We start from the raw sequence: 25923 nt of genomic DNA on the forward strand, positions 1-25923 counted from the left end.
GTTTCAGTAGTAACGTATCCAATTGGAAACCTGCACAATAAGGATCTCCTCAATAAAAATCAGGAACATGGCCATGACCACCGCTTGATTGGCAGCCTTGCCAACACCCCGCGTTCCTTGCGTTGCATAAAAGCCTTTGTAGCAACCAACCATGCCGATGGTAAACCCAAAAACGACCGCTTTGACGACGGAGGTAAAAAGATCCAGAAATTGCAGGCTGGAGAATGAACTTTTAAAGAAGGCAATAAAACTGGTCGATTCTTCCGAATGAACATTGACATACGAACCCAGCAAACCAACCGTAATGCAATAAAATGAAAGCACCGGAATCGTAATCATGGTCGCCGTGACCCTTGTGACCACCAAGTACTTGAAAGGATTGATGGCCGACACTTCCATGGCGTCAATCTGCTCGGTGACTTTCATGGAGCCAAGTTCGGCGCCGATACTCGAACCCGCCTTTCCGGCACAAATCAAAGCCGTCACGAGTGATCCCAACGCTTTCACAATTGCAACGCCCATCATCGAAGGCAACCATGAAGCAGCACCAAAGTCTTCCAACGATGGACGCGATTGTTTGGTAAACACGATTCCGATGATGAATCCGGTGAGCGTGATCAGCGTCAATGACTTTAACCCGATTTCAAAACATTGATGGATGATTTCCTTGAAGTGAAAAGGTGGTTGGAGGGCTTGTTTGAAAAACTGAAGTACAAACCGGTAGGCCTTGGCAAAACCTGCAAAGAGTTCGTCAAATCCTTTGGAAATCACATATTTTCTGGCAGGCGTCTTAACTCCGGAATTCATTTTTCAGCTGAGAGGTGATCAAAACCTGATCGCTGCAAATTTGGAAATACCTTGCTGGGAAAAACTTACACAGCTTTGGAAATTGGTTACATCAATCACTTGTGGGGGTTGATGGAATTGAGATGATGGATCGCCGACACGACCACTGTTTTATCCGGGGGAATTCGGCGGCAAGCCTTCCTTGCACATCTTTTCTAAGTAGTGTTTGGTTCGTTGAAGGGAGAGCAAAAAATCATTGAAATCAACGATACCCAAAGCAAAAACCGCGCTGTCTCTTCGAATTGTGAAAACTAGAGTTACCCCATTTGATGACAATCCCCAGCGACGCGATGGGCTCTCGATGCTCATCAACTCCATGGGATTGATGGAATGCGTCGGTAGTTTCAACGATTGCCGTGACGTGATTGCCAATGTCGAGGCGACCAAGCCCGACGTCGTACGCATGGACATCGACATGCCCTTTGTGAATGGCATTGAAGGTGTGCGGTTGATCCGTACCAAGTTTCCGGACTTGAAGGTGCTGATGCAAACCGTCGGTGGGGCGGTTTCCGTGGCGATCAAGGAGGGTTTGGTCGATCAAAAATAACCCTTCGAATGGGATCCGGCTGTCGCTTCCTTCCTGAAATGCGGAAATGTGCCAAGTTTCGTTACCTTTCGGAATCAAAGGATCGGGAGTCTTGGCAACCGCAGTGAAATTCAGGAGCTTGCTATTTTGGGCCGTTTGGGGTCTATTATCGGGAATGGGGGCAAATTTGCTGCATGCCCAGCAGCCTGCGTATTTCATTCTTGGCGAGGATGAATTCAAGGGATTGCAAATCTATGACGTGATCCAGGACCAGCAAGACAACTATCTCATCTCCACCAACGAAGGCATTTACTACTATGACTACCAACACTTTGCCAGGATTGGATGCAGTGAAGCCAAAAGCAATTCCGTTTTCAATTTTGTAGCGGATGCCGACGGAAACGTCTATTGCTGCAACCTCAACCACCAAATTTTCAGCATTCGGAATGGCGCCTGTGCGTTGCTTTATGAACTCCAAGACGACGAGGTTAGTTCCGATATCAGCTTGGCGATTGGCCCGGATAACAACCTGATTGCGGCAGCAAAAAAGGTGATTGTAATCGATTCCGAGGGAAAAGCCCTCCGCAGATTTGGCTATCCTGCCAGTCATTGCGGACAGCCTTTCACCTTGAAAAACCGCTTCGTGATCTACCATCTACCTGGCAGAGACTCCGTTATCATTGTGAATCCGAATGGATTTACGACCCAACAGGTCATCGGTTTGGACCCATCCATGGAGAAGCTTGGACTGCTTTCCTTCTTCAGAATCGGAGGGAACAGCTATGCTCTCGATTTGTCCTCCAAAGGTTTGTATGCCTTTGATGAGCGGCTATTTTCCTTGCGGGTTCTTCCGCACAATCCCGCATTTGAGCGAAGCAAATCATTGAGGTTTTATGGGGTAGGTGACGCGACTTGGGTTGCTGGAACTTTGCCCGGAGCCTTTCACTTCAACCAAGCATTGGAATCAGCCCAATTTCCATTGTACTACGAAAAGTACTTTATATCAGATATTTTCCGTGATCGCGAAGGGAATACGCTCTTGAGCACCTTTGACAATGGCATCCTCGTTGTGCCCGACATGACGATTCCCGATGTGATTGCCTCTTTTCGGGATGACCCTGTGACTGCTCTTCATGTGGACCCTGCAACAGGCATCCTCTATCTCGGCTCTTCCAAAGGCGTGCTGATGCGCTATGACGACCATCAACTGACGATCCTGAAATCCAACGGGATGCGTGCTATCGAATGCATGATTGGCAAGGAAGGCTTCCCTTATGTCCTCTATGATGATGGCGCAATCAGAGCCTTGGACAAGCGCACGGGGCAATCGATCGACCTCACTACCGCTGCGCTCAAGGATGCTGCGATTGTCCATCCCAAATTGAGTTATCTTGGGACCAACATGGGTTTGCTCAGATGCACTTGGTCAGAAGACGGATTGCCAGAAGTTACTCCCCTTGAGGGATTTCGGTTTCGCACGCATTTGGTTGAACTTCAAGCGCCTGAAGGTGGCTTAATCGCTTCGACCTCCCATGGACTTTTTGCGATTGATTCGAACGAAATTGGAAAAAAAATCCTGTTGGACGGCGAAGATATCTTTCCAACTGCCATGGCGAATTTCCAAGGGCAGGTCTTGGCCGCAACCCAAAATGATGGTATCCTGATTTTGAAAAACGGCCAAGTCGTTGGGCGCATTTCCCCCAAAAATGATCGTTTGGAGATCCTGCGAAAGCTTTTTCCGTTTCAAAATACCATCCTCGCAAAATCGTCCCATGCCGTTTACCAATTCTCAAAAAACGGGGAAGTCAAAAAAAACATCAGCAAAGTCTATGGTTTCCCGGAGTCACGCGTGTTTGATTTTGACTTGCAAGGCGATCGGATTTGGGTAAGCCATGCCGGAGGTGTGCAGGCCGTCGAACTATCGACCACCGTATCCAATCAGTCCATGCCTGAATTGCAGCTTGCGCGCATCGACGTCAATGGAAGTCCTGTCACTACGGAATTTGGCACCGAATTCGGAAGTGACCAACGGAAATTTCAGTTTTCCCTCGCATTGCCAAGCCTTCGGTACAGACAAAGCGTGCGGCTTCATTACCAATTACAAGGCTACGATGCCGGATGGAATGTCAAAGCAAACGATGGCAGCGCTATTGTGTACAATGCGCTCGCGCCCGGCAATTATACTTTTTTGGCAAAGGCTGAAAACCAAGGACGATTTGGCAAAAACGTTGCCTTTTCCTTCACCATTGCATCGCCTTTCTACACGCGATTTTGGTTTATGAGCATTTGCGCATTGGCCTTCGTGGGACTGGTCATTTTGGTTTTCCGGAGACAATTGGCCTTGCAGCGTAAAAAAGCACAACAAATCAACGAACTCAACGCCTCCAAACTGACCGCGATTCAGTCGCAGATGAATCCGCACTTTATCTTCAATGCGCTCAATTCCATTCAGGATCTGGTTTTGAAAGGGGATGTGGAAAATTCCTATTCCTACATTACGACATTCTCAAATCTTGTGCGCAGCACGCTCAACTATTCGGAGAAGGATTTTATTGATTTTGAGCAGGAGATTAAACTGCTCAATCTCTACCTGAGTCTCGAACAACTGCGCTTCAAAAAGAAACTTGTCTATTCCATTGATACCGATGACATTGACGATATCCAGCTACCGCCTTTGCTGATTCAGCCGTTTGTGGAAAATGCCTTGGTTCATGGCCTTTTACACAAAGAAGGAGAAAAACGGTTGACGATAAAGTTTGAACTGCGTGAGGCATTGATCTGCATTGTGGAGGACAATGGCATCGGCCGGGAGCGCTCCAAAGCGATCAAGGAGCGGCAAAGGTCAGAGCATGAATCCTTTTCGGGTAAGGCAATTCGCAAACGGTTTGACATCTTGAGCGATGTTTTTCAGGGCGAATTTGGCTATCATTACGAGGATCTGATGGAAAATGGGCAAGCATCCGGGACAAGAATCACGCTGACGATCCCTGTAAAACGGAACTTTTAGGCCGTTCCTGAAGAAAATCCGCTCTTGGTGAATTTCAATGCGAGGTACGTCGGGGGAAATCCTAGATTTGGCACCGATGCAAAAGATAAGAGCAATACTGGTCGATGACGAAGAAAGCGCAAGAGATGTGCTGGAGAATCTGTTGTTGCGATTTTGCCCTGAAGTCGAACTGGTTGCAAAATGTGAAAATGTCTTGGAAGCAGTCGAAGTCATCAAGGAACTCAAGCCCGAATTGGTTTTCCTGGACATCGAAATGCCCAACTATGCTGGATACGAGATCGTCAAATTCTTTCAAGAAATCGAATTTGAGATCATCTTCGTCACCGCTTACGATCAATATGCCATTCGGGCATTTGAATTGGCAGCAATCGATTATTTGTTGAAGCCGATCGACATTGAGCGACTCAAATCGGCCGTCGGCAGGGCAAAACAGCAATCAGACATGAAGCAACAGGCCGAGCGCCTGCGGCTGTTGAGTTCGACCCTCGAGACCAACCAAGTCAAGAGTATGCTCGTGAATGACAAAGGCTACCAACAGGTGGTTCCATTCGAAAGCATCATTGCGATTGAAGCGCAGGAATCGTATTGCATCCTCTACACGCTCGAGAAAAAACATATCGTCAGCAAAAATTTGAAGCATTTCGAGACTTTGTTGGAGAGTGTTCCGCAGTTCATTCGCGTACACAAATCCTGGATCATCAACCGTTCCCACCTCGTGCATTATTCCCGGACCGACCTGTCGATTGAACTTACCGGCGGAATCGTTGCCAAACTCTCGAAATACAAAAAGGCCGATTTCGAAACCGCCATCACGGGGTAAGACGCGCCATCCATGAAGAATTTTGGCTTTTGGTGAAAGCATCCATTCAATTCCCATTGTTGGTGGCTGCGTTCAGGCAGATTGCCTCCCAACGATTTTTCGCAGCTCTTGCCCCATTGCCCGCCATCACCGTACTTTGCCGCCATGCGCATTGTATTCATGGGTACGCCCGATTTTGCGATTCCCTCCTTGAGGATTTTGGTCGACAACGGATTTGACGTCGTGGCCGTTGTGACGGCGCCCGACCGCCCGAGTGGGCGCGGCCAACAGCTCACACCTTCGCCGATCAAGGAATTTGCCGTTTCCAGAGGCCTTTTGGTCTTGCAGCCGGAAAAATTGCGTGATCCCGAATTTCTGGCCGCCTTGGCAGCCACCCAACCCGAGCTTGCTGTCGTCGTCGCTTTTCGCATGCTGCCGGAAGTCGTCTGGAAACTCCCCAAAAAGGGCACGCTGAACCTCCATGCAGCCTTGTTGCCCGATTACCGCGGTGCAGCCCCGCTCAATTGGGCCGTGATCAATGGCGAAACCAAAACCGGCGCAACGACCTTCTTCATTGACCAACAGATCGATACGGGCGATATCCTGCTCAAAACAGAAGTCACCATTCCCCATGAATGGACCGCAGGCGATCTCCACGATGCGATGATGGAACAAGGCGCTGAATTGGTGTTGCGTACCGTCAAAGCCATTGAGGCTGGAACGGTGTCGCCACAACCGCAGGACGAATTGGCGTTTTTGCATCCTGCCCCCAAGATCTTCAAGGAGGACTGCCGCATCGATTGGTCCAAAAATGCAGCCGCGCTGTACAATTTCGTGCGTGGACTCAGCCCCTACCCGACCGCGTGGACGACGCTGAATGGCAAAGTCCTCAAGATTTTCAAAGTCACCGAAGGTGACGAGACATTCGAAGGAAAGCCGGGAACGCTGAAATTGACGGGGAAAAACGAATTGTGGGTCCGATGCGGCGAAGGCTGCTTGCGCATCGACAATCTGCAATTGGAAGGCAAAAAACGGATGGATACCGCCGCATTTTTGTTGGGACACCGGGAGGAACTTGGCCATGTGGAATAACGGAAAAGCAAGTTTCAGGAGTCAGCATTATCCCAGAAGCACCAACACGCTGTTGGTCACGCAGGAATATGCCGGCAGGTACTATTTCGTCTTGCTGTTTATCGTGATGATCGGAGCGGTGATTCGATCCTACAACAACAAGGAGATGATCCTTTTCTCGATCATTGCCCTGATATTGAGCGTTCTACTTGGAAATTTATTCGGGCAGGTGAAAATGCGCCGCAGCATTGCCGAAATCTTCTTTGTGAACGATGGCTTCTCCATCATTTCCGTTCACGATATTCTTCATAAAAGCCCCAAAAGAAGCTTTCCACTGAAATTTGCGAATCCGACCCGAACGGAGAATGCGATTCAATTCCATTTTGAAGACCAGATTTTGCAACTCAAACGTGAGGATTGGGGCGACGAATTTGACCTGATCTGGAATTGGTTCAACACCGATGTCATGCAATTTGACAGTTATCGGGAGCCTTTTGCCCCGTCAGCAGAGGAAGACGCGGAGGCGTCAGATGAGGATTGAATCTTCGCCGGATTATGACTTTTCGTAGAAAACTGCTACTTTCAACCTTCGAATTCAAGAACGGCATTGGGGCAAATTTCAGCCCGAAAGCATGAGAATGGACACAAAATGAAAAAGACAATCGTTACCCTTTTGGCAATCTTTTGGGCTGTTTGGGCCATCGGGCAAGGTGTGACTCCGCCTGCAGCTGCACTCAGCCATATTTCCATGACCTTCAATGATCCGGAAGAGGTACGTTGGGACCACGAAGGTGGCCGTTATGAGGCGATGTGGAAGGAAAATGGACGCTGGATGGGTTCCGTTTATGCAGAAGACGGCACACATTTAACCTCAAGCCGCGAAATTTTTGAATCCGAATTGCCTGAGGCCATGTTGTCCAAAATGAACGCATCCTATCCTGGTGCGCCATTTTTGGATGGCCGTAAACGCGAAAATGCCGATGGATCGATCCGTTACCAAGTCGAGGTAAAGTCGGTACGGATGCCAAAATGCTGATTTTGGACCTTCCTGCCCCTGTCAAATCCGAAGACTGATTCCCCGTCTTTTCTATCGCTCCAACGCCATCGATTATGAAAAATCTCAGTATCCGTATCTGCGGATGGTTCCACGTCTTTTGCTTAGCCATCGTGCTTTCGAGTGGAGTTTGCTTCGCACAAACCCAAGTTTATAGCCTGAATTTTGGCGGATTGACGCGCAGTTATCGCCTTTATTTGCCAGCAAATTATACTGGAACCACGGCTGTGCCCTTGGTATTCAACCTCCATGGCTACACGAGCAATGCTTTTCAGCAGGAGTTTTATTCGGGAATGAATGCAGTTGCAGATACTGCGGGCTTCATTCTTTGTTATCCTGACGGTGTCAATAGCTCATGGAATTCGGGATTTTCGTCGCCTTACTATGGTGGCGTGAACGATGTGGGTTTCCTTTCGACCTTGCTCGACAGCCTTTTGGCCAATTATAACATCGATGCCGCCCGTGTCTACAGCTGCGGCATGAGCAATGGCGGATTCATGAGCTACCGGTTGGCCTGCGACCTGGAAAGCCGGATCGCCGCCATCGCCTCGGTAACTGGAAGTATGACAACTTTGCAGCTCAGCAATTGCCAAGCAACACGCGCCGTGCCCGTTTTGGAGATCCACGGAACGAATGATGGAACGGTTTCCTATGGCAATTCAGGGCTTTCCATGGGAATTGACAGCGTTTTGGGCTATTGGCGATCGGTCAATGGCTGCACTGCCCCTCCCGTTTACGACACCTTGCCTGACCTTGTGCAGGAACAAAGCACGGTGACGACACAATGGTACGGCGGCTGCACGGACAATGTCGAGGTCGCGCATTACAAAATCGAAAACGGAGGCCATACATGGCCGGGTGCTCCTTTTCAAATTCCGGGCGCAGTCACCAACATGGACATCAATACAAGCGTCGAAATTTGGAAGTTTTTCTACCGGTTTTCGCATCCGAATCCCGTTTTGACAGGGCTTTCTTCGTTACCAAGGAACCTCGTACCCACCGTGGTGCCCAATCCGGCAAAGGATCGTTTCCGCGTTTTGAACATTCTCGAAGGCGCGCAACTAACCCTCATCGATGTCACAGGCAAAGCAGTCGGAACTTGGCAGACCAACGCAGCCGTTTTGGAAATCGAAACCGCTGCCTTTGTCCCGGGAATCTATTTCTTGAAGGTGAATCAGGATGGAGCTACCACGACGACCAAAGTCTTGATCGCTGGCGAATAAGCCGAATCTCAATCCTTCCAATGCCACTTTCCGAATTGCTTCGGATCAAACAGGCTTGATTTGAGCCGCGGTTTTCCGTCCAATTCGCTGTAGTGCTCGGTTTGCAGCAATTCGCCATCCAGGTAGAATTCCACTTTGGTTTCCACCCATTTGCCTTTCAAAAGCTGGAATTCGCCGTAAACGACTTCCAAAATGCTGCCATTTTCCTCAGGATCAATGCGCCGAATGGGAATCAAGCGTTCCTTTTCCACCCAGATTTGTTTGCTTTTCAGGTCGCCCAATTCCGCCCCCAAAACATACATTTCCTTGCCTTGGAACGTCTCCGAATGAAACTTGGACAAGTCCCAGCCCATTTTTTCGACCTTGGACAGCACTTCCTCCAACGCATAACACTTCAATCCGCCTTCCAACAACATGAAGGGCATCGGTTCGGCAGTCGCTCGTGCTAATTTGCCTTCACGAAACGAATAAGTGCTGTCGTTGCGGTAGATGACCCCGCGCCCATTGGCAGGGTCCCCGACGTCAATCCGGAAAAAATCGGGGTAGCGCAGCGCCTCGTACCAGGTTGCAGCGGGCAAAGCCTTGCCCGCACTGTCAAAGCGAATCGTCTGCTGCACAAAGGTATACTCCTTCAAATGCGTCCGCGAAGCCGCGGCATGCATCGCCTTCACCAAGGACTTCCCGTCGTGGATTTCGGTCGGATCTCCTTTGCGGGATTGGGCATTTCCCAGTGCACACACGAAAAACACCAACAGGAACTGGCACAAAACCTTGAAAATTTTCATCTAGCTGCAGTTTTACCCTTCGAATTTGCGCAATTGTTCCCGGAAAATGGGGAAGGATCTTGCTTATTGCCCTTTGGCAAACAAGCGCCAATAAAACTTGGGATTCAGCAAGGTTGCGGTGGTATTTGCGGAATAGACAAATTCCTCGACGGCGCGGCTATTGAAACGGTTGAGCGAGGCATTGAGAATGGAAACCGAGAGTCCGGTGGTGATCGAATTGCCAAACAGGGCCTTCATCACTTTGCCCGGGCGAAGGGCATTTTTGAGCCGCGCATATACTGCAGCATCGTAGCCGGCGGGAGAAAGGCCATTTTCCAAAGCCATGGCAATATGGGTTGCAGCGATTCCGCCTGAAATCATGGCATGCCCGATCCCGTTGGCATTGGTCGCGTCGGTGAGTCCCGCTGCATCGCCGATCAGCAGGCAATTGCCACTGCTCAACGGGCGGCGGGTCGTCCCGAAAAAGAGACTGCTTCCCGTGGGGTGCCCTTGCAATTCGGCGCTGGCAAATCGTTCCCGCAACTGCGGATGCGCTTGGATATAGGCTTGCAAAAGCGCGGGCAGCTTGGGGCGCGACTTTTGAAAGGTGTCGAGCCGCATGACGGCATTGACATTCACGCTGCCATCGGCAAATGGTGTGATGTACAGGCCGCCGGGCATGAATTTGCGGTCAAAGAGATAATATTCAGAGAGTTGCGTCTGCGAATGCGGTTGCACATTTGTATAATACAGCTGCATTCCGACAGCGCTGTGGCGCGGCAAAATCTGATGTTCCGGCACCAATTGCCTCACCAACGGCGAATTAGCACCCGTGGCGAGCAGCAAATACTGGGTCGAAAATTCGCCCAAAGAGGTCGTGATCCGATATCCTGAACCTTGCTGTTTTATGCTTTCCACCGCACATCCTTGCCGAATGTCAATCAAAGGATCCTTGGAGGCATGTCCGAAAAGCCAATTGTCAAAATCCATCCGCCGCGCAGAGATGCAAGACGGCAATCCCAAGCGCTGATTGGTCGGCGAATTGAAAGGCATGACAAATCCCGATTTCTGCGTCGATCCAAAGGCTGTGGCCTTGAGCTCCATCGCCCAAGGCTGCTGCATCAGGTCGATCACCAATTCGGGATCAAGTTCGTGTAACGAACGTAAAACATTGGAGGTGAGAATGTCTCCACAAACCTTGGGACGGGGAAAGATTCCCTTTTCCAACACGACGGAAGGCAAGCCCATCTGCGCGAGGCGCATGGCGGCAAAAAGGCCTCCCGGGCCTGCACCGACGATCAAGATGGGATTCGCAGCGGACATTCTCAGGCAAATTACAGGATTTTCCCGCTTGCAAAAATTCTTATCTTTGCCCCTTCTCATTCAAAAATCAACGCATGAAAGCGCTCGAAGGAAAAAACGCATACATCACAGGTGCCACCCGCGGGATCGGAAAAGGCATCGCCATCGAATTTGCCAAGCAGGGTGCGAACGTCGCCCTCACCTATCTCCGTGAAGGTGACCTCAGCCCGGAACTCGTCGCCGAAATCGAAGGCTACGGTGTAAAATGCCTTGGCATTCAGGCAGATGCCAGCAATATGGCCGAAACGCAGACTGCGATCGATGCCATGGCTGCGGCCTTCGGATCCATCGACGTCGTCATCAACAATGCCGGTATCACGATGGACAACCTGCTGTTGCGCATGACCGAGGAGCAATTTGATACCGTGATTCGCGTCAACTTGAAATCGGCTTTCAATTCGACCAAGGCAGTGCTCAAAACCATGCTCAAGCAGCGCAGCGGTTCGATTATCAACATCAGTTCGATCGTCGGCGTCACAGGCAATGCCGGTCAGGCCAACTATGCAGCCTCCAAGGCAGGCATGATTGCCTTCACGCAAAGCACGGCCAAGGAAATCGGTTCACGTGGCATCCGCGCCAACGCGATTGCTCCGGGTTTCATCACCACTGAAATGACCGGACACCTTCCTGAGGCCGAATTGAAGCGTTGGATGGACAGCATTCCCTTGCAGCGTGCCGGAACCGTGCAGGATATCGCGGACCTTTGCGTCTTCCTTGCGAGCGACAAAAGCACATACATCACCGGCCAAACGCTCCATGTGAACGGCGGCATGTACATGTAAGTCGCAGGCTTGACGGGAGATTTTGCCGATTTGAAGAATAAAAAATCCGCCGGAGCGGAAAATTTGCAGTAACATTGATCCATGCGCGGTCTTCGCTTTCCATACAATTTGGGGCTCTTTGTGCTGCTCGCCTTGGTGGCGGGGATGCTCGTTGCCACCGTCGCCACCCGCGCCGGACTCCAATTCGGCTATTCTGAAGGAATTTCGACGGTTTTGGTCATCCTTTTTTCGATGGCTGCGGCGGCAATTTCCTTTTTCATTTACCATCAGCGGGACGGCATGCTGCCTACTTCGGCAGCGATTCCCCTCGGAATTTTGCGTTACACGGTTTTGTTTGTTGCGGCGTTGATGCTGCTCGAACCCAAGCTGGAAACGCGGAACCGTCAGCTTTCCCCGCCCGTGATCGCCATTTTGCATGACGATTCGGAGAGTATCCTCATCAACCGCGACAGTACCTATCTCCGCTCGGAATATCCTGCCAAATTGAAGGCATTCATGGAAAAGCTGAATGCCAACGAGAAGGTCAAAACGCACTTTTTCGCCTTTTCCAACGAATTGGGAGCCGATGCTGCACCGGATTCGCTGAGTTACCGCGGCATGGGAACCAATATTTCCAATGCATTGACGGGCGCCGGAAAACTGTTCAGCAACCAAAATCTGGGTGCCGTTGTCTTGCTGTCGGATGGGATTTCTACGTCGGGAATGAACCCGATTTATTCGCTCGACAACTTTCAACAGCCGGTCTACACCGTTTTGCTCGGCGATACAACTCCTCAAAAGGACATTCGCATTGGCGAAGTGCTGTACAACCAAATCGCCTACCTCGAGAACGAAACGCCGATCAAGGTCAAGGTGATGAGCAGCGGCTACGACGCGGTGACGGCAAAAGTCAGCCTTGTGGGCGGCGGAAAGGTCATCGGAACACAAACGGTGACGCTTGGCAAGGACAAAAGCATTGTTGATGCCGACTTTTTGGTCAAGCCTACCCAAACCGGCATTCTCCAATACACCATCACCATTGATCCGCTGCCCGACGAATTGACCACGCGCAACAATGCCAAGACGATTTTTATCAATGTGCTGGAAACCAAGGTGAAAGTGGCGATTTTCGGGGGATATCCGCATCCGGACATTGGCGCGTTGCGCAGTGCTTTGTTGCGGGATCAACGCTACGAAACCAAGGAATTCATCCACAAAACGCCGACGGCTTATTACGAAGAACCGGGCAACGCAAGCTTGGCGGACTTTGACGTCTTCATTCTGCACAACTTCCCCTACGGGCCCGGCGACGCGGCCATGTTGGAGAAAATCAAAGCCGAAATCGATGCCCGCAAGGCTCCTTTGATGGTTTTCGTCGGTCAAAGCACACATTTGCAGACCCTCAAAGGCAGCCTTGGAGATCGCATCGGTATCACGCCCGGCACTTTCCAGAGCAATGTCGAGGAGGCCATGCTCGTGTTCAAGGAGGAATACAAAAGCCATTCGACCTATACCTTTGAAGAAGGCTGGATTCGTCTGATGAACAATGCGCCGCCACTTTACCGCAACCAAAGCGAATGGAAGGCTGGCGGCGACACCAAGGTGCTTGCCACGGCAAGGATCAAAGGCGTGGCCCTCGATTATCCGATTTACGGCCTGCAGAACCATCTGGAGCGGAAAAACATGGTCTTTGTCGGAGAAAACATCTGGCGGATGCGCGCCCATGCGCACGTGGAGACCGAATCGTTTGATGCATTCGATACCTGGATTTACAACAACATCCAATGGCTGATCGTGCGCGAAGACAAACGCCGGTTCAAAGTTTCGCCGAGCAAGCAGCTTTTCACCGGCAATGAACCCGTACTTTTCAAGGGAGAAGCCTACGACGAATCCTTCAAGCCCATGTCGGGCGTAGACATCAAATTGAAACTCAAGTATCCTGACGGCAAGGTGGATGAAACCTTCCTCAAGGAAACCGGCAATGCGCGTTATTTCCTTGAACTCAACAACCTCGAGGAAGGCACCTACAGTTACGAGGCCGAAGGCACCAAAAACAGCGTCAGAGTCGGTACCGACCGCGGCGAATTCAGCATTGGTCGCAGCAATATCGAGCACCTGAACCTCACAGCCGACAAAGGGCTGTTGGAGCAGATCGCTTTGCGCACGCGCGGTACCTTTCATACGTCCCGCAATTTGGACAAGCTTGCCGATGAAATTCTTGCGCTCAACAGCTTGAAGCCCGTCGCCAACATCACGGTCAAACGCCTCGGATTCAACGAATTCCAATGGATTTTCTACCTCTTGGCGGGCTTGCTCACTGTGGAATGGATCGTACGCAAGCGGTTTAGCCTGAGCTGATCACGAATTTTATGTCCACCATCCTCCTCTTCAAGGCATTGCACCTCATCTTCATGGTCACATGGTTTGCGGGCTTGTTTTACCTCGTCAGGTTGTTTGTCTATCACAAAGAGGCGGAAACCAAAACGAGTCCGGTCAGGGAGGCTTTGCAAGAACAATATGCGCTGATGGAGCGGCGGTTGTACTACATCATCACTTGGCCGGGAATGGTCTTGACGGTCATATTCGGCGCGTTGATGATCATCTTGAATCCCGCAATTCTGGATGTGTGGCTCTACATCAAACTCGGCATGGTCTTGCTGCTGATGATTTACCACTTGTATTGTGGCGAATTGATGAACGACCTCAAGGACGGCAAATGTACACTCAAGCCCTTCCATTTCAGGTTGTTGAATGAAGCCCCGACGATTTTGTTGTTTGGAATCATCACATTGGCGGTCTTCAAAAACATGACGGATTTCTTGTTGGTGTTCGGCGGATTGGTGGCTTTGGGAATCTTGTTGTTCATCGCGGCAAGGCTGTACAAAGCTTCCCGGGAAAGGAAGGGTTCGTGAAGCTGTTTGATCTGTATTTTGGCCACAAAGGCACGAAGACACGAAGATTTTTTGGCCACCAAGACACCAAGGCACCAAGTGTAACTCAACCTTCTTTGTGTCTTCGTGCCTTCGTGGCCTTCTTTCAAAAGAATCCCACAACTTTGCGCTCTTTGCGTCCTTTGCGGTTGTTGATACTTCTGACCTTTGCTGCTTGCAGCAATGCACCGACAATCGAAACGGCAACTGACACCAGTCCCGAAAAAGTCTATCTCAACCATGCGCCTGACGCGCAATACGTTGGTAAGCAGGAATGTAAGGCCTGCCACGCGGAGAAATTCGAGACGTTTGTACACAGCGAAATGGGGCGTTCCTTCAAACCTGCTACGCTGGCAAACAGCGTTGCCAAGTTTGAGAATGTAAAGCCGGTGTTTGACAAGTTCTCCAACCTTTACTACATCCCCTTTCACCGCGGCGAGGACCTGTATATCAAGGAATTCCGGCTATCGGGCAAGGACACGGTCCATCAACGCACGGAAAAGATTGCCTACATCGTGGGTTCGGGTCAGCATACCAATTCCCACATGATCGAGGAGAATGGCTATGTCTATCAAGCTCCCCTCACTTGGTATGCACAGGATGGCAAATGGGATCTGCCACCTGGCTTTGAGAATGGGCACAATTCGCGGTTTGCACGGTCGATTGAACTCGAATGCATGACTTGCCACAATGCCATGCCCGAATTTGAAGCTGGATCCGACAACCGGTTTGTCAAAATCCCGGACGGCATCGACTGCGAACGTTGCCATGGACCGGGTTCGGCGCACTTGGCGGAAAAGAAATCGGGAAGTCAGCTTCATCTCATCGACGGCATCGACTACTCGATCGTGAATCCGGGGAAGTTGCCCATTGACCGGCAGTTTGACATTTGCCAACGCTGTCATTTGCAAGGCACAGCCGTTCCTGCCGAGGGCAAAACCTTTCAGGATTTCCGGCCGGGCATGGTCCTCAGCGAATACATCAACATTTTTATTCCGCGGTACGAAGACAGCCTGAGCAATTTTATCATGGCCTCCCATCCCGACCGTTTGCGGATGAGCGCCTGCTTCCTGCAAACGCAAAACAATCCCAAGTTTGCGATGCCGATGACCTGCATCACCTGCCATGATCCGCATCTGAGCATCAAGACGTTGGGGACGGAACATTACAAAACCGTTTGCCAAAGCTGCCATTCACCGGAAGAAAGCACCCCGAAATTGGCCGGAGCCTGCACAGCAAAACCGGAATTGCGCCTTGCCAATCAGGACAATTGCGTTTCCTGCCATATGCCCACCTCGGGAAGCAGCGACATCCCGCACGTGCGCATCACAGACCACTTCATTCGCAAGCCGGACGCAAAAAAAGCATTGACACCCGAGGAAATTCTGAAGCAAAAGGAATTTTTCAGGCTTGCCTGCCGGACGCAATCCAACCCGAGTACAAAGTTGATGGCCGAGGGCTATTTGACGCAATTCGAGCAATTTACCTCCAAGGCTTGGTTGCTCGACAGCGCGAATGCCATGATGGCCAAGGCGCTCAAGGTGGATAGCGAATCCAAATTGCTGGTGCCACTTGTTCGCCTGCGGTATTTACAAAACGACTTCGCTGCATTGACGAAACTTGCACAATCCAATGCCCCTGCGACCGTCGGCGATGCCTGGACCGCCTACCGCATCGGCGAAGCCTGGCAGCAGTCGCAGCGGCTTCCCGAAGCCATTCAGTGGTTTCAAAGAGCCAATCAACTGGCGCCGGGCCACCTGAAATTCAAGAACAAGCTCGCATCCGCCATGCTCAACAACAAACAGGTCGACGAAGCCTTGGTGCTGCTCAACGAATTGGTGGGTGCCTACTCCAAAGATCCGAGCATCCTCAACAACCGCGGATTTGCCAGTGTGCTCAAGAATGATTTTCCTGCTGCCGAAAAAGACTTCCAACGCGCGCTCGCCCTCGATCCCGATTCGGAAATCGCGATGGCCAACCTTGCTTCGCTTTTCCTCAATACAGGCCGTCCAGCAGACGCCAAACGCTTCACAGCCATGCTCTTGCAGCGAGATCCTCAAAATCCACAGTACCTGCAACTGAAGGCGGTTTTGGGGATGTAATTGCGGCTTCGAGGTTGAGAATGCCGGAATCAAATGCATTCTCCAAAAACTGACGCTCGAATTCATAAATCCTGTAAATTGGAAGCATGAGGGAGCCTTTTTTCCCCATCAACTGAAATCCAACGAAAAATTACCCGTAAATCATGGAAGATAAAATCACCGAAAGTGTAGGCGAAGGCGGCAAAAACATCAAAGCGGATGTCATTCTCGTCCAGCAATTGCTCATTCTCGCCGGCTTTATCCCCGCATTGAATACCGACGGCAAATCCAATGCAGACGGCATTTGCGGCAATGGAACCAAGGCAGCCATCAAAAAATTCCAAACCGAAAAGGTCGGAATTGCCGCTCCGGACGGGCGTATCGATCCGGGAGGAAAAACCTGGAAAGCGTTGATCGCCTTCAAAAAACCGCCTGCCGACACCACGCAGCCCGCGCGCCTTACGCCCGCGATGTTTGCCAAGATCAAGCAGGCCTTCCCCAATGGCATCACGGTGGCCATTTACCTCGATTATGACAAGACCGGGAAGCCGTCCAAAGACAACAACAACGCAGAATTTCCGCGTGCGGCCACGGCTTATGCCAAGTTTTTCTCGGCGGTCGGGGTCGACAGCACTGGCAACATCGTCATGGGCGTGCCGATTGCCGTCAAAAATCTGGATCAAATCACCGCTGTGGTGAACCAGATCCATATCACGCTGAACAAGGAGCATCTGCGCTCGGTGAATGTAAGCACCCCGGTGCCGCCTGTGTTTACCCGTATCAAGGTGCTTTCACTCTTTGCACATGGACAACCCTATGGCCTTAACTTGCTAGGAAGCGGAAAATACAATCTGCGGATCGACTCACCTGCAGAACTCAAGAAGATGCAGACCTTCTTTGGCGGAATCCGGCCGGCTCTCACTGCGGATGTCCATGCAAATCTGTTTGCCTGTCATGCCGGTCGTGAAACCGACAAAACGGAGCCACAGGGAATCTGGTACATCGAAGATGCTGACAAGCAAGATGGCAGCAGCAGTTTTGCGGCTACGTTGGCAGCAGAATTGGGTAAGGATTCGTCGGTTTATGCCCACTTGAGCGCGGGGCATACGGTGGACAACTATTCGGCGCGGGTTTTTGGGAAGCAGGCGGGCAAGGATGCAACGGTTTCCCGTGGTGGCGTGCATATTTTTTACCTGTTGTACCCCGACAGTTTCCGCGACGCAGAGGCCGTGCGGCTGGGTAAAACCCGGGAAAAAACGCGTGCGCAGATGCTCAAGCACTATAAACTGCGGATGGACGAAAGCAGCAAGGACAAGCTTTCAATTCCCAATGCCGAAGGGAAACTCGTACCTGGAAGGCTCGGCGCCTTGATGTTTACCGACCTCCCGAAGGCAAGGCAATTCCTGCAATCCGACTGGGCCAAGTGGGTGGTGGCGAATCCGATTAAGTAAAGATTCGGACGATCATCGTTGAAAAACGCAATGGTTTCCGTTCCGTGAAGGTCGCAACGGCTTCCGTACCGTGAAGGACGCGGGTGGCATCCGTGCCGTGAAGGACGCGGTGGCCTCCGGCCACGCGCGGACCGAACATTTGCCTCCGGCGAACAATCAAAACATGACAAAAGTCAGTTTTTAACCTGTTCGATCTCACCATTGCACCCCGCCCATCGGCGGAACTTCACGCCGTTCAAAGCGTGAAACATGAAGACGTCACTCGTCCAAAAATACAATACCCAAGGTCCTCGTTACACGAGTTATCCGACTGTTCCCTATTGGGATGAAAAACCGCCAACGGAGGCGCAATGGCTCGATTTGGTGCGGGAATCCTTCGACATCAGCAATGCTGACGAGGGCATCAGCCTTTACATCCACCTCCCCTACTGCGAAAGCCTTTGCACATACTGCGGCTGCAATACCCGCATCACGGTAAACCATGCCGTCGAATCCGTCTACATCGCGGCGGTACTCAAGGAATGGCAAATGTACTTGGACGCATTCGCCGAAAAGCCCAGGATTCAGGAGCTGCACCTCGGCGGCGGAACCCCGACCTTTTTCAGTCCGGCGAATTTGCATCGGCTCGTCAAAGGCATTCTCGACACTTCCGAACCCGTTGCCCATCCCGACTACAGCTTGGAAGGACATCCCAACAATACGACGCCGGCGCATTTGCAGGCCCTCTTCGAATTGGGATTCCGTCGCGTGAGCTTTGGCATTCAGGACTTTGATCCGCAGGTACAAGAGGTGGTGAACCGCATCCAAACCTTCGAGCAAGTGCAATTTATCACGGAGGCGGCCCGCAACATCGGCTATACCTCCATCAACTACGACCTGATCTACGGATTGCCACTGCAAAAGCTCAGCAGCGTGCAAGGAATCCTTGACAAAGTGGCCATCCTTCGTCCGGACCGCATTGCTTTGTACAGCTACGCCCACGTGCCTTGGATCAAACCTGGGCAACGGAAATTCACCGAACTCGATCTCCCGACTGGCGACGAAAAACGGGCACTCTACGAATTGGGACGTGACTTTTTGGAGAAAGAAGGCTATCTGGAGATTGGCATGGACCACTTTTCCTTGCCGACCGAGGCGCTTTGGAAAGCCTCCGAAGCGGGGACAATGCACCGCAATTTTATGGGTTACACGCCGGCACATACGCGCCTGAGCGTGGGCCTCGGCGTAAGCGCGATTGGCGATGCTTGGACGGGATTTCTGCAAAATGAGAAGAAGGTCGAAGACTACCTCGCGGCGATCAATGAAGGACATTTGCCCATTTTCAAAGGGCATGTGCATACGGCGGAGGACCTGATCCTTCGGCAACATATTCTGAACCTGATGTGCCGACATACCACGACCTGGGAGTCGCAGGAATTGTGGCATCCCTTCATCGCTACCGCCGTTGCTGCTTTGGACGGCATGATTGCGGACGGCTTGGTTCGCCTGATCGACCATGGAATCGTCATCACCGAGGCCGGGCGTCCGTTTGTTCGGAATGTCTGTATGGTCTTTGATGCAAGGCTGGCTGGGAAGACCTTGGAGAAGGTGATTTTTAGTGCGACGGTCTAAGCAGAGGCGGTCCCGTCAAATTGAGGCGGCGGCGCGTGTCCCGGGAAGCTGGGCTCCGCCGCATGCCTGACGAAGATTTTCCTCACGCGAAAAATCAAAGGAAAACAGCAGTAGAAATTCCCAAATGGAATCCCGGAAATACGCGGCTGTTTCCTCCAACCATGTCCATAGCGGAGTGAAGGATCTACCTAAAACGCCAATTCACCGCAAACCAAACCCTTTTGAGCGGCATTTCACCTCCTGAAATCCGCAATCCTGAAACGCAACTTGTCTCTGTATTTCGTTAGGGCCTCACTTGCTGCTGCGATCACCTAATAGGAAGCCCCACGGTTTTAAGGATTCCGATTCGTCGAGGACGACTTTCAATATGCCGAGCAGTGGAATAAACACAATCATGCCCGATACGCCCCAAATCAAGCCGCCTACGAAGACGGCCACGATCACCGCCAAGGGATTGAGGCGAATTTGCTGACCGATGACGTAGGGCGCAATAAAATTGTTGTCGATGATCTGAATCACCCACAACAATACAAAGACCAAAATTGGGTAGAGCAGGCTATCGGTGGTCAAAAAGGCATACACCACCGAAATGGAAGATCCGATCAATACCCCCAAATAGGGAATGATGTTCAAGACGGCCACCATCACTGCAAAAAACAAGGCGTGCCGAATGCCGAGGGAAAAGAAGAGGGTTGCCGCAAGGACAAATACGATCAAAACTTCGATGCCTACACCCACAAGATACTTCTGCACCACGGTCGAAGCCTTCGAGAGGATGTCCAAGGCCTGTATCTGCTTCCTTCTTTCGACGAGCATCACCACAAATCTTGAGAAGCGGTCCCGGTAAGTGATGAAAAAGAACATATAAATCGGCACGATCACCATCAGCCCTAAGCCCGTCAGCGTACTTTGGACCGTGTTTCCCACCTTCTGAAAAACCGACTCCGAAGCGGAAGAAAGCCTGTCCTTGAGGACTTCAGGTTGCTGCTCAAAAGGCACCCCGAGATTGCTGTCGACAAACTCCCGCAGGTCATTCATCGATTCGCTCAACTTTTTTTCAATCAAGGGCCCGTCTCCCCGCAGTCGCAAGGCTTGGGTTGAAAATAAAAAAAAGACCCCACCGACAATGATCACAAAGATCGAAATGGTGAGAATGGCCGTCAAAGCGCGGAACTTGATGCGCCGCTCCAACCACTTTGCGATGGGCAAGACCATCAAGGTCAATAAAAGTGCCCATACCATCGGCACAAGCAGCAGGTCTGCATAGCGCATCGCCGCAATCACCATCGCAATGGAAATGGTCAACAACGCAAATTTCGCGTATCCAGGAAAGTCCTTCATCCTCATTCTGATTTACAAACCACGAATGCTTACCCCGTCCAATCGGAATGTGCGGGGTAGCGTTGTTTCAAAAATAAGTGAACTTGGCCAAGATTTCCGAGAAGCGGATTTTTATCAGGCTGTTTTGGGGTGCAAGAATGTAGTGGACTTGGCGGTGAAAATGGTCTCGATCCGCGTTTTCAAAGGGAGGGATACGCAAATAGGGTTTCTATGATTTCCGTCATGGGGGAACTGCTGATTGCGCGGGGCTTGAAAATGACTTACGCGAGGAAGGCTTGGTGGTACCAAAATTTGTGCGGAAGGTGAGTTTAATGCCACCTCCGCCGGAGGCGTACGGTCGATAGCGCTGTGGCCGGAGGCCACGCGCTCAGAATACAAAAGTTGTCAGGAGCCAATAGGCGACAGCCGCGATCAAGGCGATGGGGAGCCATCGTTTGATTTGATAGCCGACGTCAATTTGCTGGCGAGGGACGTTTTTGGTGATGGAAAAGCGCTCGCGGTCGGTCATGGGACGGTTGGGGCCTGCGGTGGCATCGTCGCCGTATTCGCGGCGGTCTTTGGTGCTGCGGCGGCGAACCAATTTGCTGCGGTAATTTCTTTCTTGCAATTCCATGGCCTGAGCTTTTAGGGATAACGCAAGTTATTGGGCCTTTGTTGCTTCAGGCCAATGGAAATCCTTTTCGCCAGCGTCGATCGTGACCGGAAGGCGGTTTTCCTCGGGCGGCACAGGGCAAGCGTAGGCGTAATTGTAGACGCAATAGGGATTGTAGGCGCGGTTGAAGTCCAACGGAACCTTGTCGTCTGCCCGTCTTGTGTCGATGTAGCGGCCGCCACCGTAGGTGCCTTGCCCGCTTGTCATGTCGCGGAAGGGCACAAACAGCGTCTTGCTGTCCTTGGGATTGGGCTGATAGGCAGTGAGTTTGCATTCGACATTGCCGATTTTGAAGCGCAACCATCCGGCGATGATATAGGTCTCGGGGGTGCTTTGCGAACGTGGCATTTGGATGCGCTCGAATTTCGGATTGGCCTCAAAGTCGGCTGTCACGCGGAAGCTGCGGCTCACGGGGAACCAACTCAAGCTATCGAATTGCGCACGCAGGCTATCCGGAATCGGGGATTCGGGGCTGTTTTTGAACATTTCGTTGCGTTCTGTCCGCCACTTCGCCTCATCCACCAAATAGGTATCCTCGCTCAATACCCATTGAAACAGCAGCGCAATCAACAGCACCACGGCCACGCCACCGACAATAAATGTGCTATTGCGACGGCCATTCAGCCCGCCACCACCCGATTGGGTTTCTTGAATTTCTGCTTCGCTCATTTCGAAAACAACAATTTGAAGTAAAACAACGGATTTTTGAGGCGTTCGCGGAGGTCAAGATCGTCAAACATGCAAGAAATCGTCTCGCGAAGGGTTTTATTCTTCTGCGCCTTGTTGACCACGAGGTTAAACAGCCAAGGATAATTCACCAACCGCTGCATCCGGTGGCCGAGTTTGAGTTCCTCCCACAATCGGGCATAAACGGCGACATCGTAGGCCTTCATTTGCTCCTCCGAATAGTCATTGGCCGCAAGGCAACGTTCGGCTTGGTCGGCTGCAAACAGGCCCGAATACAGCGCATTGCCGATTCCTTCGCCCGTAAAGGGGTCGATCAAGGAGGCCGCATCCCCGACCAACACAAAACCTTCCCCCGAAATCTTGCGCTTTTTGCTCCCCAGGGGCAGGCCAAATCCTTTGATCCCTCCCACCAATTCGGCATCGGCAAAGCGCTCCTTCATCACGGGGTCGTTGGCAATGAGGTCGGCCATTTCCTTTTTGAGATTGACCTTTTTGGCACTCACCTTGTCGCTGCGCATGCCTACGCCGACATTCGCGTAACCATTCGGCAGGGGAAAAATCCAGAAATAACCCGGAAGAAAGTCCTTGATAAAGTGCAATTCGATGAAATTGTCGGCATCGAGGCCCTTGACACCTTTGTAATAAGCGCGCAAACCAGCGCAATGGTGCTCCGGTTCCATGTCAATCTTGCCGACCAACTTGGCAAACCGCGAATGGGCGCCATCGGCGGCAATGACCATTTCGGCTTCGACAGTGCGACCATCCTCCGATTTACAGCGCCATTTGCCGTCTTTCCTTTCGAATTCCGTGAGGCCCAGGCCCTCCACAATGCGGATGAGGGGGCTTTTGCGGCATTCGGAGACGAGGAAATTGTCAAAATCCATCCGTTTGGAGATGAATCCGGGGCTTTTGTCTTTGTCCTTGTCGAATTCCTTTTTGAACGGAACGCGCAGGCCCTTGCGGTTGGGCGCCACGAAGGTTACGCCCCATGAACCCAAGGCCTGCGCATCGACGGCAAGCCGTTCGACGATGGCGGGATCAAGCTTTTTGAAGACCTCGACGACCTTTCCACTCAAGGCATCGCCGCAGATTTTGTCACGGGGGAAGCTCGCCTTGTCCACGAGGAGGCATTCGATGCCCTTTTTGGCCAAAAACAAAGCTGCCGAAGCCCCGCCGGGCCCTGCGCCAAGAATCAAAATCCGTGTATGTAGGGTCTCTCCCATCCGAGCCGCGAAGTTAGGGCGGGATTGGGGAATGGCACCAACATTGCAACAAAATTCCCTATTTTCGGCCTGCATTTTGGGATTTTACATGGATATCCTGCGCCACGTCCGCCGTTTGTTGTATGCCGTCGCCTGCTTGCTTGCAGGGTTCGGTGCTGCGCATTCGGTTCAGGCACAGGGGAAAATGGACTTGGGAACGGCGGTCTTCAACAAGCTCAACGAAGTCCGGGACAGCTTGCACCTCCCTCGTTTTCAACGGGATGCGGCGCTTGACAAGGCAGCTTTGATGCAGGCCGAATGGTGCACAAATCAGGATTCTTTGATGCACGACCAACTGGGAAAACGCAGCACGAATTCGGTAACCAACCGCGTAGCATTGTCCCGCGGGACGCACAACGGCTTGGCAGAGAACGTGATGTTCATCCATCCGACGCCCAAACTCACGGCTTCGGAATGGGGAGCCCACGCTGCGGATCATACAATGTTTGACAAGGCGCTCGCTGCGAATCTGGCGAATCCGGATCATCGTTTCGTCGGCATTGGGGTTTATTTCCAGAAGAAAACCATGCGCCTGACCGTCTGTCAAGTGTTTGCCACGGCAGTCTGGGTGCCGCCGGCAAAGGTCAAACTCAACCGCCATGCCTTCGGAATTCGGCCCAAAGAGGATAAAATCTGCAAATCCTGCGACAAACATCCGGGATTGCAGGTCGATTTCACCTACGGATGGGGGACGGAACCTCCGAAAAAGGACAATGCCACAAAGACAAAATTGGCATTCTTCCACCGCCTTTACACGATGCCCAAGGACTTGCTCAAAAAACCGAATGGCAAGGTGGCGCCCGATATTGTGTACCGTGCCCAATTCCCTTGCGACGGCCCCAATCAATTGCATGGTTCGCCTTATCACGACGGCTATTTGCGCCGCCCGCATGGCTGGGGATTTATGGCGCTGCGGCACAATCGGCCCACGAAAAAGAAAGATAAATCCCTCTTGGTGAACACGCACAGCTTGCAAGTGATGGATCCGGATAGTTTTCAGATCAATACGGTGATCACCAAGAAGGGGCGCTACTGCAAATATGGAATTCCATTCAGCATTTTGCAGCAACATCTCGGCCCTTTTGACTACGAATTTGCGCCTGACACGATTCCTTTTGGACTGCAACAACAATGGCGAAGGAAGCAGTTGACGTTCAAGGTTCCGTTTCAAAAAGGCTTGGCTAAACCCGATTCGCTGAGTCTAATTCCCTTGCTCGACAGCCTACGGCAACCCGGCGCGGAGATTGTGAGCGTGCGCATCCGGGGATATGCGAGCGTGGAAGGCACTTTGGAAATCAATCAGGACCTGTACAATCGCAGGGCCAAAAGCATCCTTGACCGAATTCAGCAATTGCAAAAACAGACGGTACGCATGACAAGCAGCGCGGCCGAAAATTGGCCTGACTTCCGCAAGGACATCAAGGGCACCAAATGGGCGAAGCTGTTGAAGCGCAGCAATGAGCAGATTCGGGATACCCTGACGAAGGACAAGGTGCTGCTTGCTGCGCTCGAACCGATTTTGTCCAAGCACCGCTACGCAAGTGTGGAGATTGACCTTCGCTTCGAATTGGACAATAGCATCAACAACAGCAAGTTAAGTGACAGCCTTCGGAATGCGCTGACCGCCAACAATTATGCTGCCGCCCACGCCGTACAAAGCGAAATGTGGCGCAGAATGGACAACGGGACTTATTCGGCAGACACAATATTAGGGTTCTATTTTCCCCGCGTCGAAGGCTGTCTGCCGATGATTCACAACCAATATTGCCTCAAAGAACGGTTGGGAAAAGGCTTCCAAGACGATACAAGCGACCGCATTGCCGCGATTTCCAAGACGTATCCCTGGTTTCAGGCGCGCTTGCTCTTGGCCATGAGCATCGCTGCAAACCGTCCGCTGTTGTGCGTGCCGTTTCCGACTTGGTTATTGCGCAAGATTCAAGACCTGAAAAAGCGCAAAGTTCCCGAGGAATTGACGCGCAAAATGGAGCTCAATTATTATACCGGGCTCGCATGGTACCAAAGCCAACAAGGCGAATTGGACCGCAAACTGCTGAAGGAAGTGCAATCGCGGTATGCAGCAGACAGTCTCAACGCTGAGAAGGCCTATCATTTGGGCATGTATTTCAACCGTTGCCGTGCAGTGGACGCCACGGTGACGTTGATTCGCCCCTTCATGAAACCGGGATTGTACACGGAGGACTTGGTCTTCCTCTACGCTTGGTCGGCAGCCTATACGCGGGAAATGGTAAGTGAGGACGAATGGCTGGGATGGATGGAGAAGGCCCATGCGATGAATCCGGAAAGGTGGAGGGCGTTGGTGGATCGGGATTGGCAGTTGCTGCGGTGGGAGCGGTTGAAGGGGTTGTATTGTCAGTGAGCAGAATCTGAATCAGAATTTACGGAATTTACAGAATTTCCAGAAGCAGGTTTGGTGTTGCATTGGAGCCGAATCTTTAGATCAGCGAAGGTAATTTGGAGAATTGCACTTTGTGTTG

The 25923-nt window shown here is 51.6% G+C and carries 21 protein-coding genes and 1 pseudogene; 14 read left to right on the forward strand and 8 right to left on the reverse strand.

Annotation, left to right across the window (positions count from 1 at the left end; all coding sequences use genetic code 11):
* Nucleotides 1-3: 3 nt before the first annotated feature.
* Nucleotides 4-807 carry an ABC transporter permease gene (locus IPN95_25095; protein MBK9452646.1) on the reverse strand — a complete coding sequence of 268 codons (804 nt, stop codon included), beginning with the start codon at nucleotides 805-807 and terminating at the stop codon, nucleotides 4-6.
* Between the two features lie 340 nt (nucleotides 808-1147).
* Between IPN95_25095 and IPN95_25100 the strand changes: the two genes are divergently transcribed.
* From IPN95_25100 to IPN95_25130, 7 genes are all read left to right on the forward strand, one after another.
* Nucleotides 1148-1393: a response regulator gene (locus tag IPN95_25100; protein ID MBK9452647.1), complete on the forward strand. Its 246-nt coding sequence runs from the start codon at nucleotides 1148-1150 to the stop codon at nucleotides 1391-1393.
* A 154-nt stretch (nucleotides 1394-1547) separates the two neighbouring features.
* A complete protein-coding gene (locus IPN95_25105; GenBank protein ID MBK9452648.1) occupies nucleotides 1548-4379 on the forward strand; it encodes a histidine kinase in 2832 nt (943 codons plus the stop codon).
* 76 nt (nucleotides 4380-4455) lie between these two features.
* Nucleotides 4456-5199, forward strand: a complete 744-nt coding sequence (locus tag IPN95_25110) for a response regulator transcription factor (protein ID MBK9452649.1) — start codon at nucleotides 4456-4458, stop codon at nucleotides 5197-5199.
* A gap of 159 nt (nucleotides 5200-5358) precedes the next feature.
* Entirely contained in the window at nucleotides 5359-6270 is a 912-nt protein-coding gene (locus IPN95_25115) for a methionyl-tRNA formyltransferase (GenBank protein ID MBK9452650.1), read from the forward strand.
* Nucleotides 6260-6790: a hypothetical protein gene (locus IPN95_25120; protein ID MBK9452651.1), complete on the forward strand. Its 531-nt coding sequence runs from the start codon at nucleotides 6260-6262 to the stop codon at nucleotides 6788-6790. Before IPN95_25115 ends, IPN95_25120 begins: the two co-directional genes overlap by 11 nt.
* A 108-nt stretch (nucleotides 6791-6898) precedes the next feature.
* Entirely contained in the window at nucleotides 6899-7285 is a 387-nt protein-coding gene (locus IPN95_25125; protein MBK9452652.1) for a hypothetical protein, read from the forward strand.
* A gap of 74 nt (nucleotides 7286-7359) precedes the next feature.
* Nucleotides 7360-8526, forward strand: a complete 1167-nt coding sequence (locus tag IPN95_25130; GenBank protein MBK9452653.1) for a T9SS type A sorting domain-containing protein — start codon at nucleotides 7360-7362, stop codon at nucleotides 8524-8526.
* Between the two features lie 8 nt (nucleotides 8527-8534).
* On the opposite strand, the gene IPN95_25135 is transcribed toward IPN95_25130, so the two are convergent.
* A complete protein-coding gene (locus IPN95_25135; GenBank protein MBK9452654.1) occupies nucleotides 8535-9311 on the reverse strand; it encodes a hypothetical protein in 777 nt (258 codons plus the stop codon).
* A gap of 63 nt (nucleotides 9312-9374) precedes the next feature.
* The gene (locus IPN95_25140; protein MBK9452655.1) at nucleotides 9375-10613 is read right to left on the reverse strand and encodes an NAD(P)/FAD-dependent oxidoreductase; all 1239 of its coding nucleotides are present in this window, start codon (nucleotides 10611-10613) and stop codon (nucleotides 9375-9377) included.
* A gap of 74 nt (nucleotides 10614-10687) precedes the next feature.
* Here IPN95_25140 and fabG point away from each other — a divergent pair, with 74 nt between their 5' ends.
* From fabG to IPN95_25165, 5 genes and pseudogenes are all read left to right on the forward strand, one after another.
* Nucleotides 10688-11434: a 3-oxoacyl-[acyl-carrier-protein] reductase gene (fabG, locus tag IPN95_25145; protein MBK9452656.1), complete on the forward strand. Its 747-nt coding sequence runs from the start codon at nucleotides 10688-10690 to the stop codon at nucleotides 11432-11434.
* 81 nt (nucleotides 11435-11515) lie between these two features.
* Nucleotides 11516-13771 (forward strand): VWA domain-containing protein, encoded by a 2256-nt coding sequence (locus IPN95_25150; GenBank protein MBK9452657.1) that lies wholly within the window; start codon nucleotides 11516-11518, stop codon nucleotides 13769-13771.
* An 11-nt stretch (nucleotides 13772-13782) separates the two neighbouring features.
* Nucleotides 13783-14409: pseudogene (gene hemJ, locus IPN95_25155) on the forward strand (protoporphyrinogen oxidase HemJ).
* A gap of 83 nt (nucleotides 14410-14492) precedes the next feature.
* The gene (locus IPN95_25160) at nucleotides 14493-16445 is read left to right on the forward strand and encodes a tetratricopeptide repeat protein (GenBank protein ID MBK9452658.1); all 1953 of its coding nucleotides are present in this window, start codon (nucleotides 14493-14495) and stop codon (nucleotides 16443-16445) included.
* 143 nt (nucleotides 16446-16588) lie between these two features.
* Nucleotides 16589-17875: a peptidoglycan-binding protein gene (locus IPN95_25165; GenBank protein ID MBK9452659.1), complete on the forward strand. Its 1287-nt coding sequence runs from the start codon at nucleotides 16589-16591 to the stop codon at nucleotides 17873-17875.
* Here IPN95_25165 and IPN95_25170 read toward each other — a convergent pair.
* Nucleotides 17868-18014: a hypothetical protein gene (locus tag IPN95_25170; protein MBK9452660.1), complete on the reverse strand. Its 147-nt coding sequence runs from the start codon at nucleotides 18012-18014 to the stop codon at nucleotides 17868-17870. The two genes, IPN95_25165 and IPN95_25170, sit on opposite strands and share 8 nt — an antisense overlap.
* A 110-nt stretch (nucleotides 18015-18124) precedes the next feature.
* On the opposite strand from IPN95_25170, the gene hemN reads away from it, so the two are divergent.
* Nucleotides 18125-19486, forward strand: a complete 1362-nt coding sequence (hemN, locus tag IPN95_25175; GenBank protein MBK9452661.1) for an oxygen-independent coproporphyrinogen III oxidase — start codon at nucleotides 18125-18127, stop codon at nucleotides 19484-19486.
* A 291-nt stretch (nucleotides 19487-19777) separates the two neighbouring features.
* Here hemN and IPN95_25180 read toward each other — a convergent pair whose 3' ends face one another.
* From IPN95_25180 to IPN95_25195, 4 genes are all read right to left on the reverse strand, one after another.
* Nucleotides 19778-20827, reverse strand: coding sequence for an AI-2E family transporter (locus IPN95_25180; GenBank protein MBK9452662.1), 1050 nt, complete (start codon nucleotides 20825-20827; stop codon nucleotides 19778-19780).
* Between the two features lie 367 nt (nucleotides 20828-21194).
* Nucleotides 21195-21440, reverse strand: a complete 246-nt coding sequence (locus IPN95_25185) for a hypothetical protein (GenBank protein MBK9452663.1) — start codon at nucleotides 21438-21440, stop codon at nucleotides 21195-21197.
* A 27-nt stretch (nucleotides 21441-21467) separates the two neighbouring features.
* Entirely contained in the window at nucleotides 21468-22148 is a 681-nt protein-coding gene (locus IPN95_25190; protein ID MBK9452664.1) for a DUF1684 domain-containing protein, read from the reverse strand.
* Nucleotides 22145-23389, reverse strand: a complete 1245-nt coding sequence (locus tag IPN95_25195) for a geranylgeranyl reductase family protein (protein ID MBK9452665.1) — start codon at nucleotides 23387-23389, stop codon at nucleotides 22145-22147. Before IPN95_25195 ends, IPN95_25190 begins: the two co-directional genes overlap by 4 nt.
* Before the next feature lie 31 nt (nucleotides 23390-23420).
* Between IPN95_25195 and IPN95_25200 the strand changes: the two genes are divergently transcribed.
* Nucleotides 23421-25805 (forward strand): CAP domain-containing protein, encoded by a 2385-nt coding sequence (locus IPN95_25200; GenBank protein MBK9452666.1) that lies wholly within the window; start codon nucleotides 23421-23423, stop codon nucleotides 25803-25805.
* The last annotated feature ends 118 nt before the right edge of the window (nucleotides 25806-25923 follow it).

The organism is Bacteroidota bacterium (assembly GCA_016718825.1).
Taxonomy (GTDB): domain Bacteria; phylum Bacteroidota; class Bacteroidia; order J057; family JADKCL01; genus JADKCL01.

Coding starts and splice junctions, on each gene's coding strand:
- IPN95_25115 (MBK9452650.1), top strand. CDS start 5,359: ATGGGTACGCCCGATTTTGCGATTCCCTCCTTGAGGATTTTGGTCGAC.
- IPN95_25190 (MBK9452664.1), bottom strand. CDS start 22,148: ATGAGCGAAGCAGAAATTCAAGAAACCCAATCGGGTGGTGGCGGGCTG.
- IPN95_25110 (MBK9452649.1), top strand. CDS start 4,456: ATGCAAAAGATAAGAGCAATACTGGTCGATGACGAAGAAAGCGCAAGA.
- IPN95_25125 (MBK9452652.1), top strand. CDS start 6,899: ATGAAAAAGACAATCGTTACCCTTTTGGCAATCTTTTGGGCTGTTTGG.
- IPN95_25130 (MBK9452653.1), top strand. CDS start 7,360: ATGAAAAATCTCAGTATCCGTATCTGCGGATGGTTCCACGTCTTTTGC.
- IPN95_25120 (MBK9452651.1), top strand. CDS start 6,260: ATGTGGAATAACGGAAAAGCAAGTTTCAGGAGTCAGCATTATCCCAGA.
- IPN95_25180 (MBK9452662.1), bottom strand. CDS start 20,827: ATGAAGGACTTTCCTGGATACGCGAAATTTGCGTTGTTGACCATTTCC.
- IPN95_25140 (MBK9452655.1), bottom strand. CDS start 10,613: ATGTCCGCTGCGAATCCCATCTTGATCGTCGGTGCAGGCCCGGGAGGC.
- fabG (MBK9452656.1), top strand. CDS start 10,688: ATGAAAGCGCTCGAAGGAAAAAACGCATACATCACAGGTGCCACCCGC.
- IPN95_25095 (MBK9452646.1), bottom strand. CDS start 807: ATGAATTCCGGAGTTAAGACGCCTGCCAGAAAATATGTGATTTCCAAA.
- IPN95_25200 (MBK9452666.1), top strand. CDS start 23,421: ATGGCACCAACATTGCAACAAAATTCCCTATTTTCGGCCTGCATTTTG.
- IPN95_25105 (MBK9452648.1), top strand. CDS start 1,548: ATGGGGGCAAATTTGCTGCATGCCCAGCAGCCTGCGTATTTCATTCTT.
- IPN95_25135 (MBK9452654.1), bottom strand. CDS start 9,311: ATGAAAATTTTCAAGGTTTTGTGCCAGTTCCTGTTGGTGTTTTTCGTG.
- IPN95_25170 (MBK9452660.1), bottom strand. CDS start 18,014: ATGTTCGGTCCGCGCGTGGCCGGAGGCCACCGCGTCCTTCACGGCACG.
- IPN95_25100 (MBK9452647.1), top strand. CDS start 1,148: ATGCTCATCAACTCCATGGGATTGATGGAATGCGTCGGTAGTTTCAAC.
- hemN (MBK9452661.1), top strand. CDS start 18,125: ATGAAGACGTCACTCGTCCAAAAATACAATACCCAAGGTCCTCGTTAC.
- IPN95_25165 (MBK9452659.1), top strand. CDS start 16,589: ATGGAAGATAAAATCACCGAAAGTGTAGGCGAAGGCGGCAAAAACATC.
- IPN95_25185 (MBK9452663.1), bottom strand. CDS start 21,440: ATGGAATTGCAAGAAAGAAATTACCGCAGCAAATTGGTTCGCCGCCGC.
- IPN95_25150 (MBK9452657.1), top strand. CDS start 11,516: ATGCGCGGTCTTCGCTTTCCATACAATTTGGGGCTCTTTGTGCTGCTC.
- IPN95_25195 (MBK9452665.1), bottom strand. CDS start 23,389: ATGGGAGAGACCCTACATACACGGATTTTGATTCTTGGCGCAGGGCCC.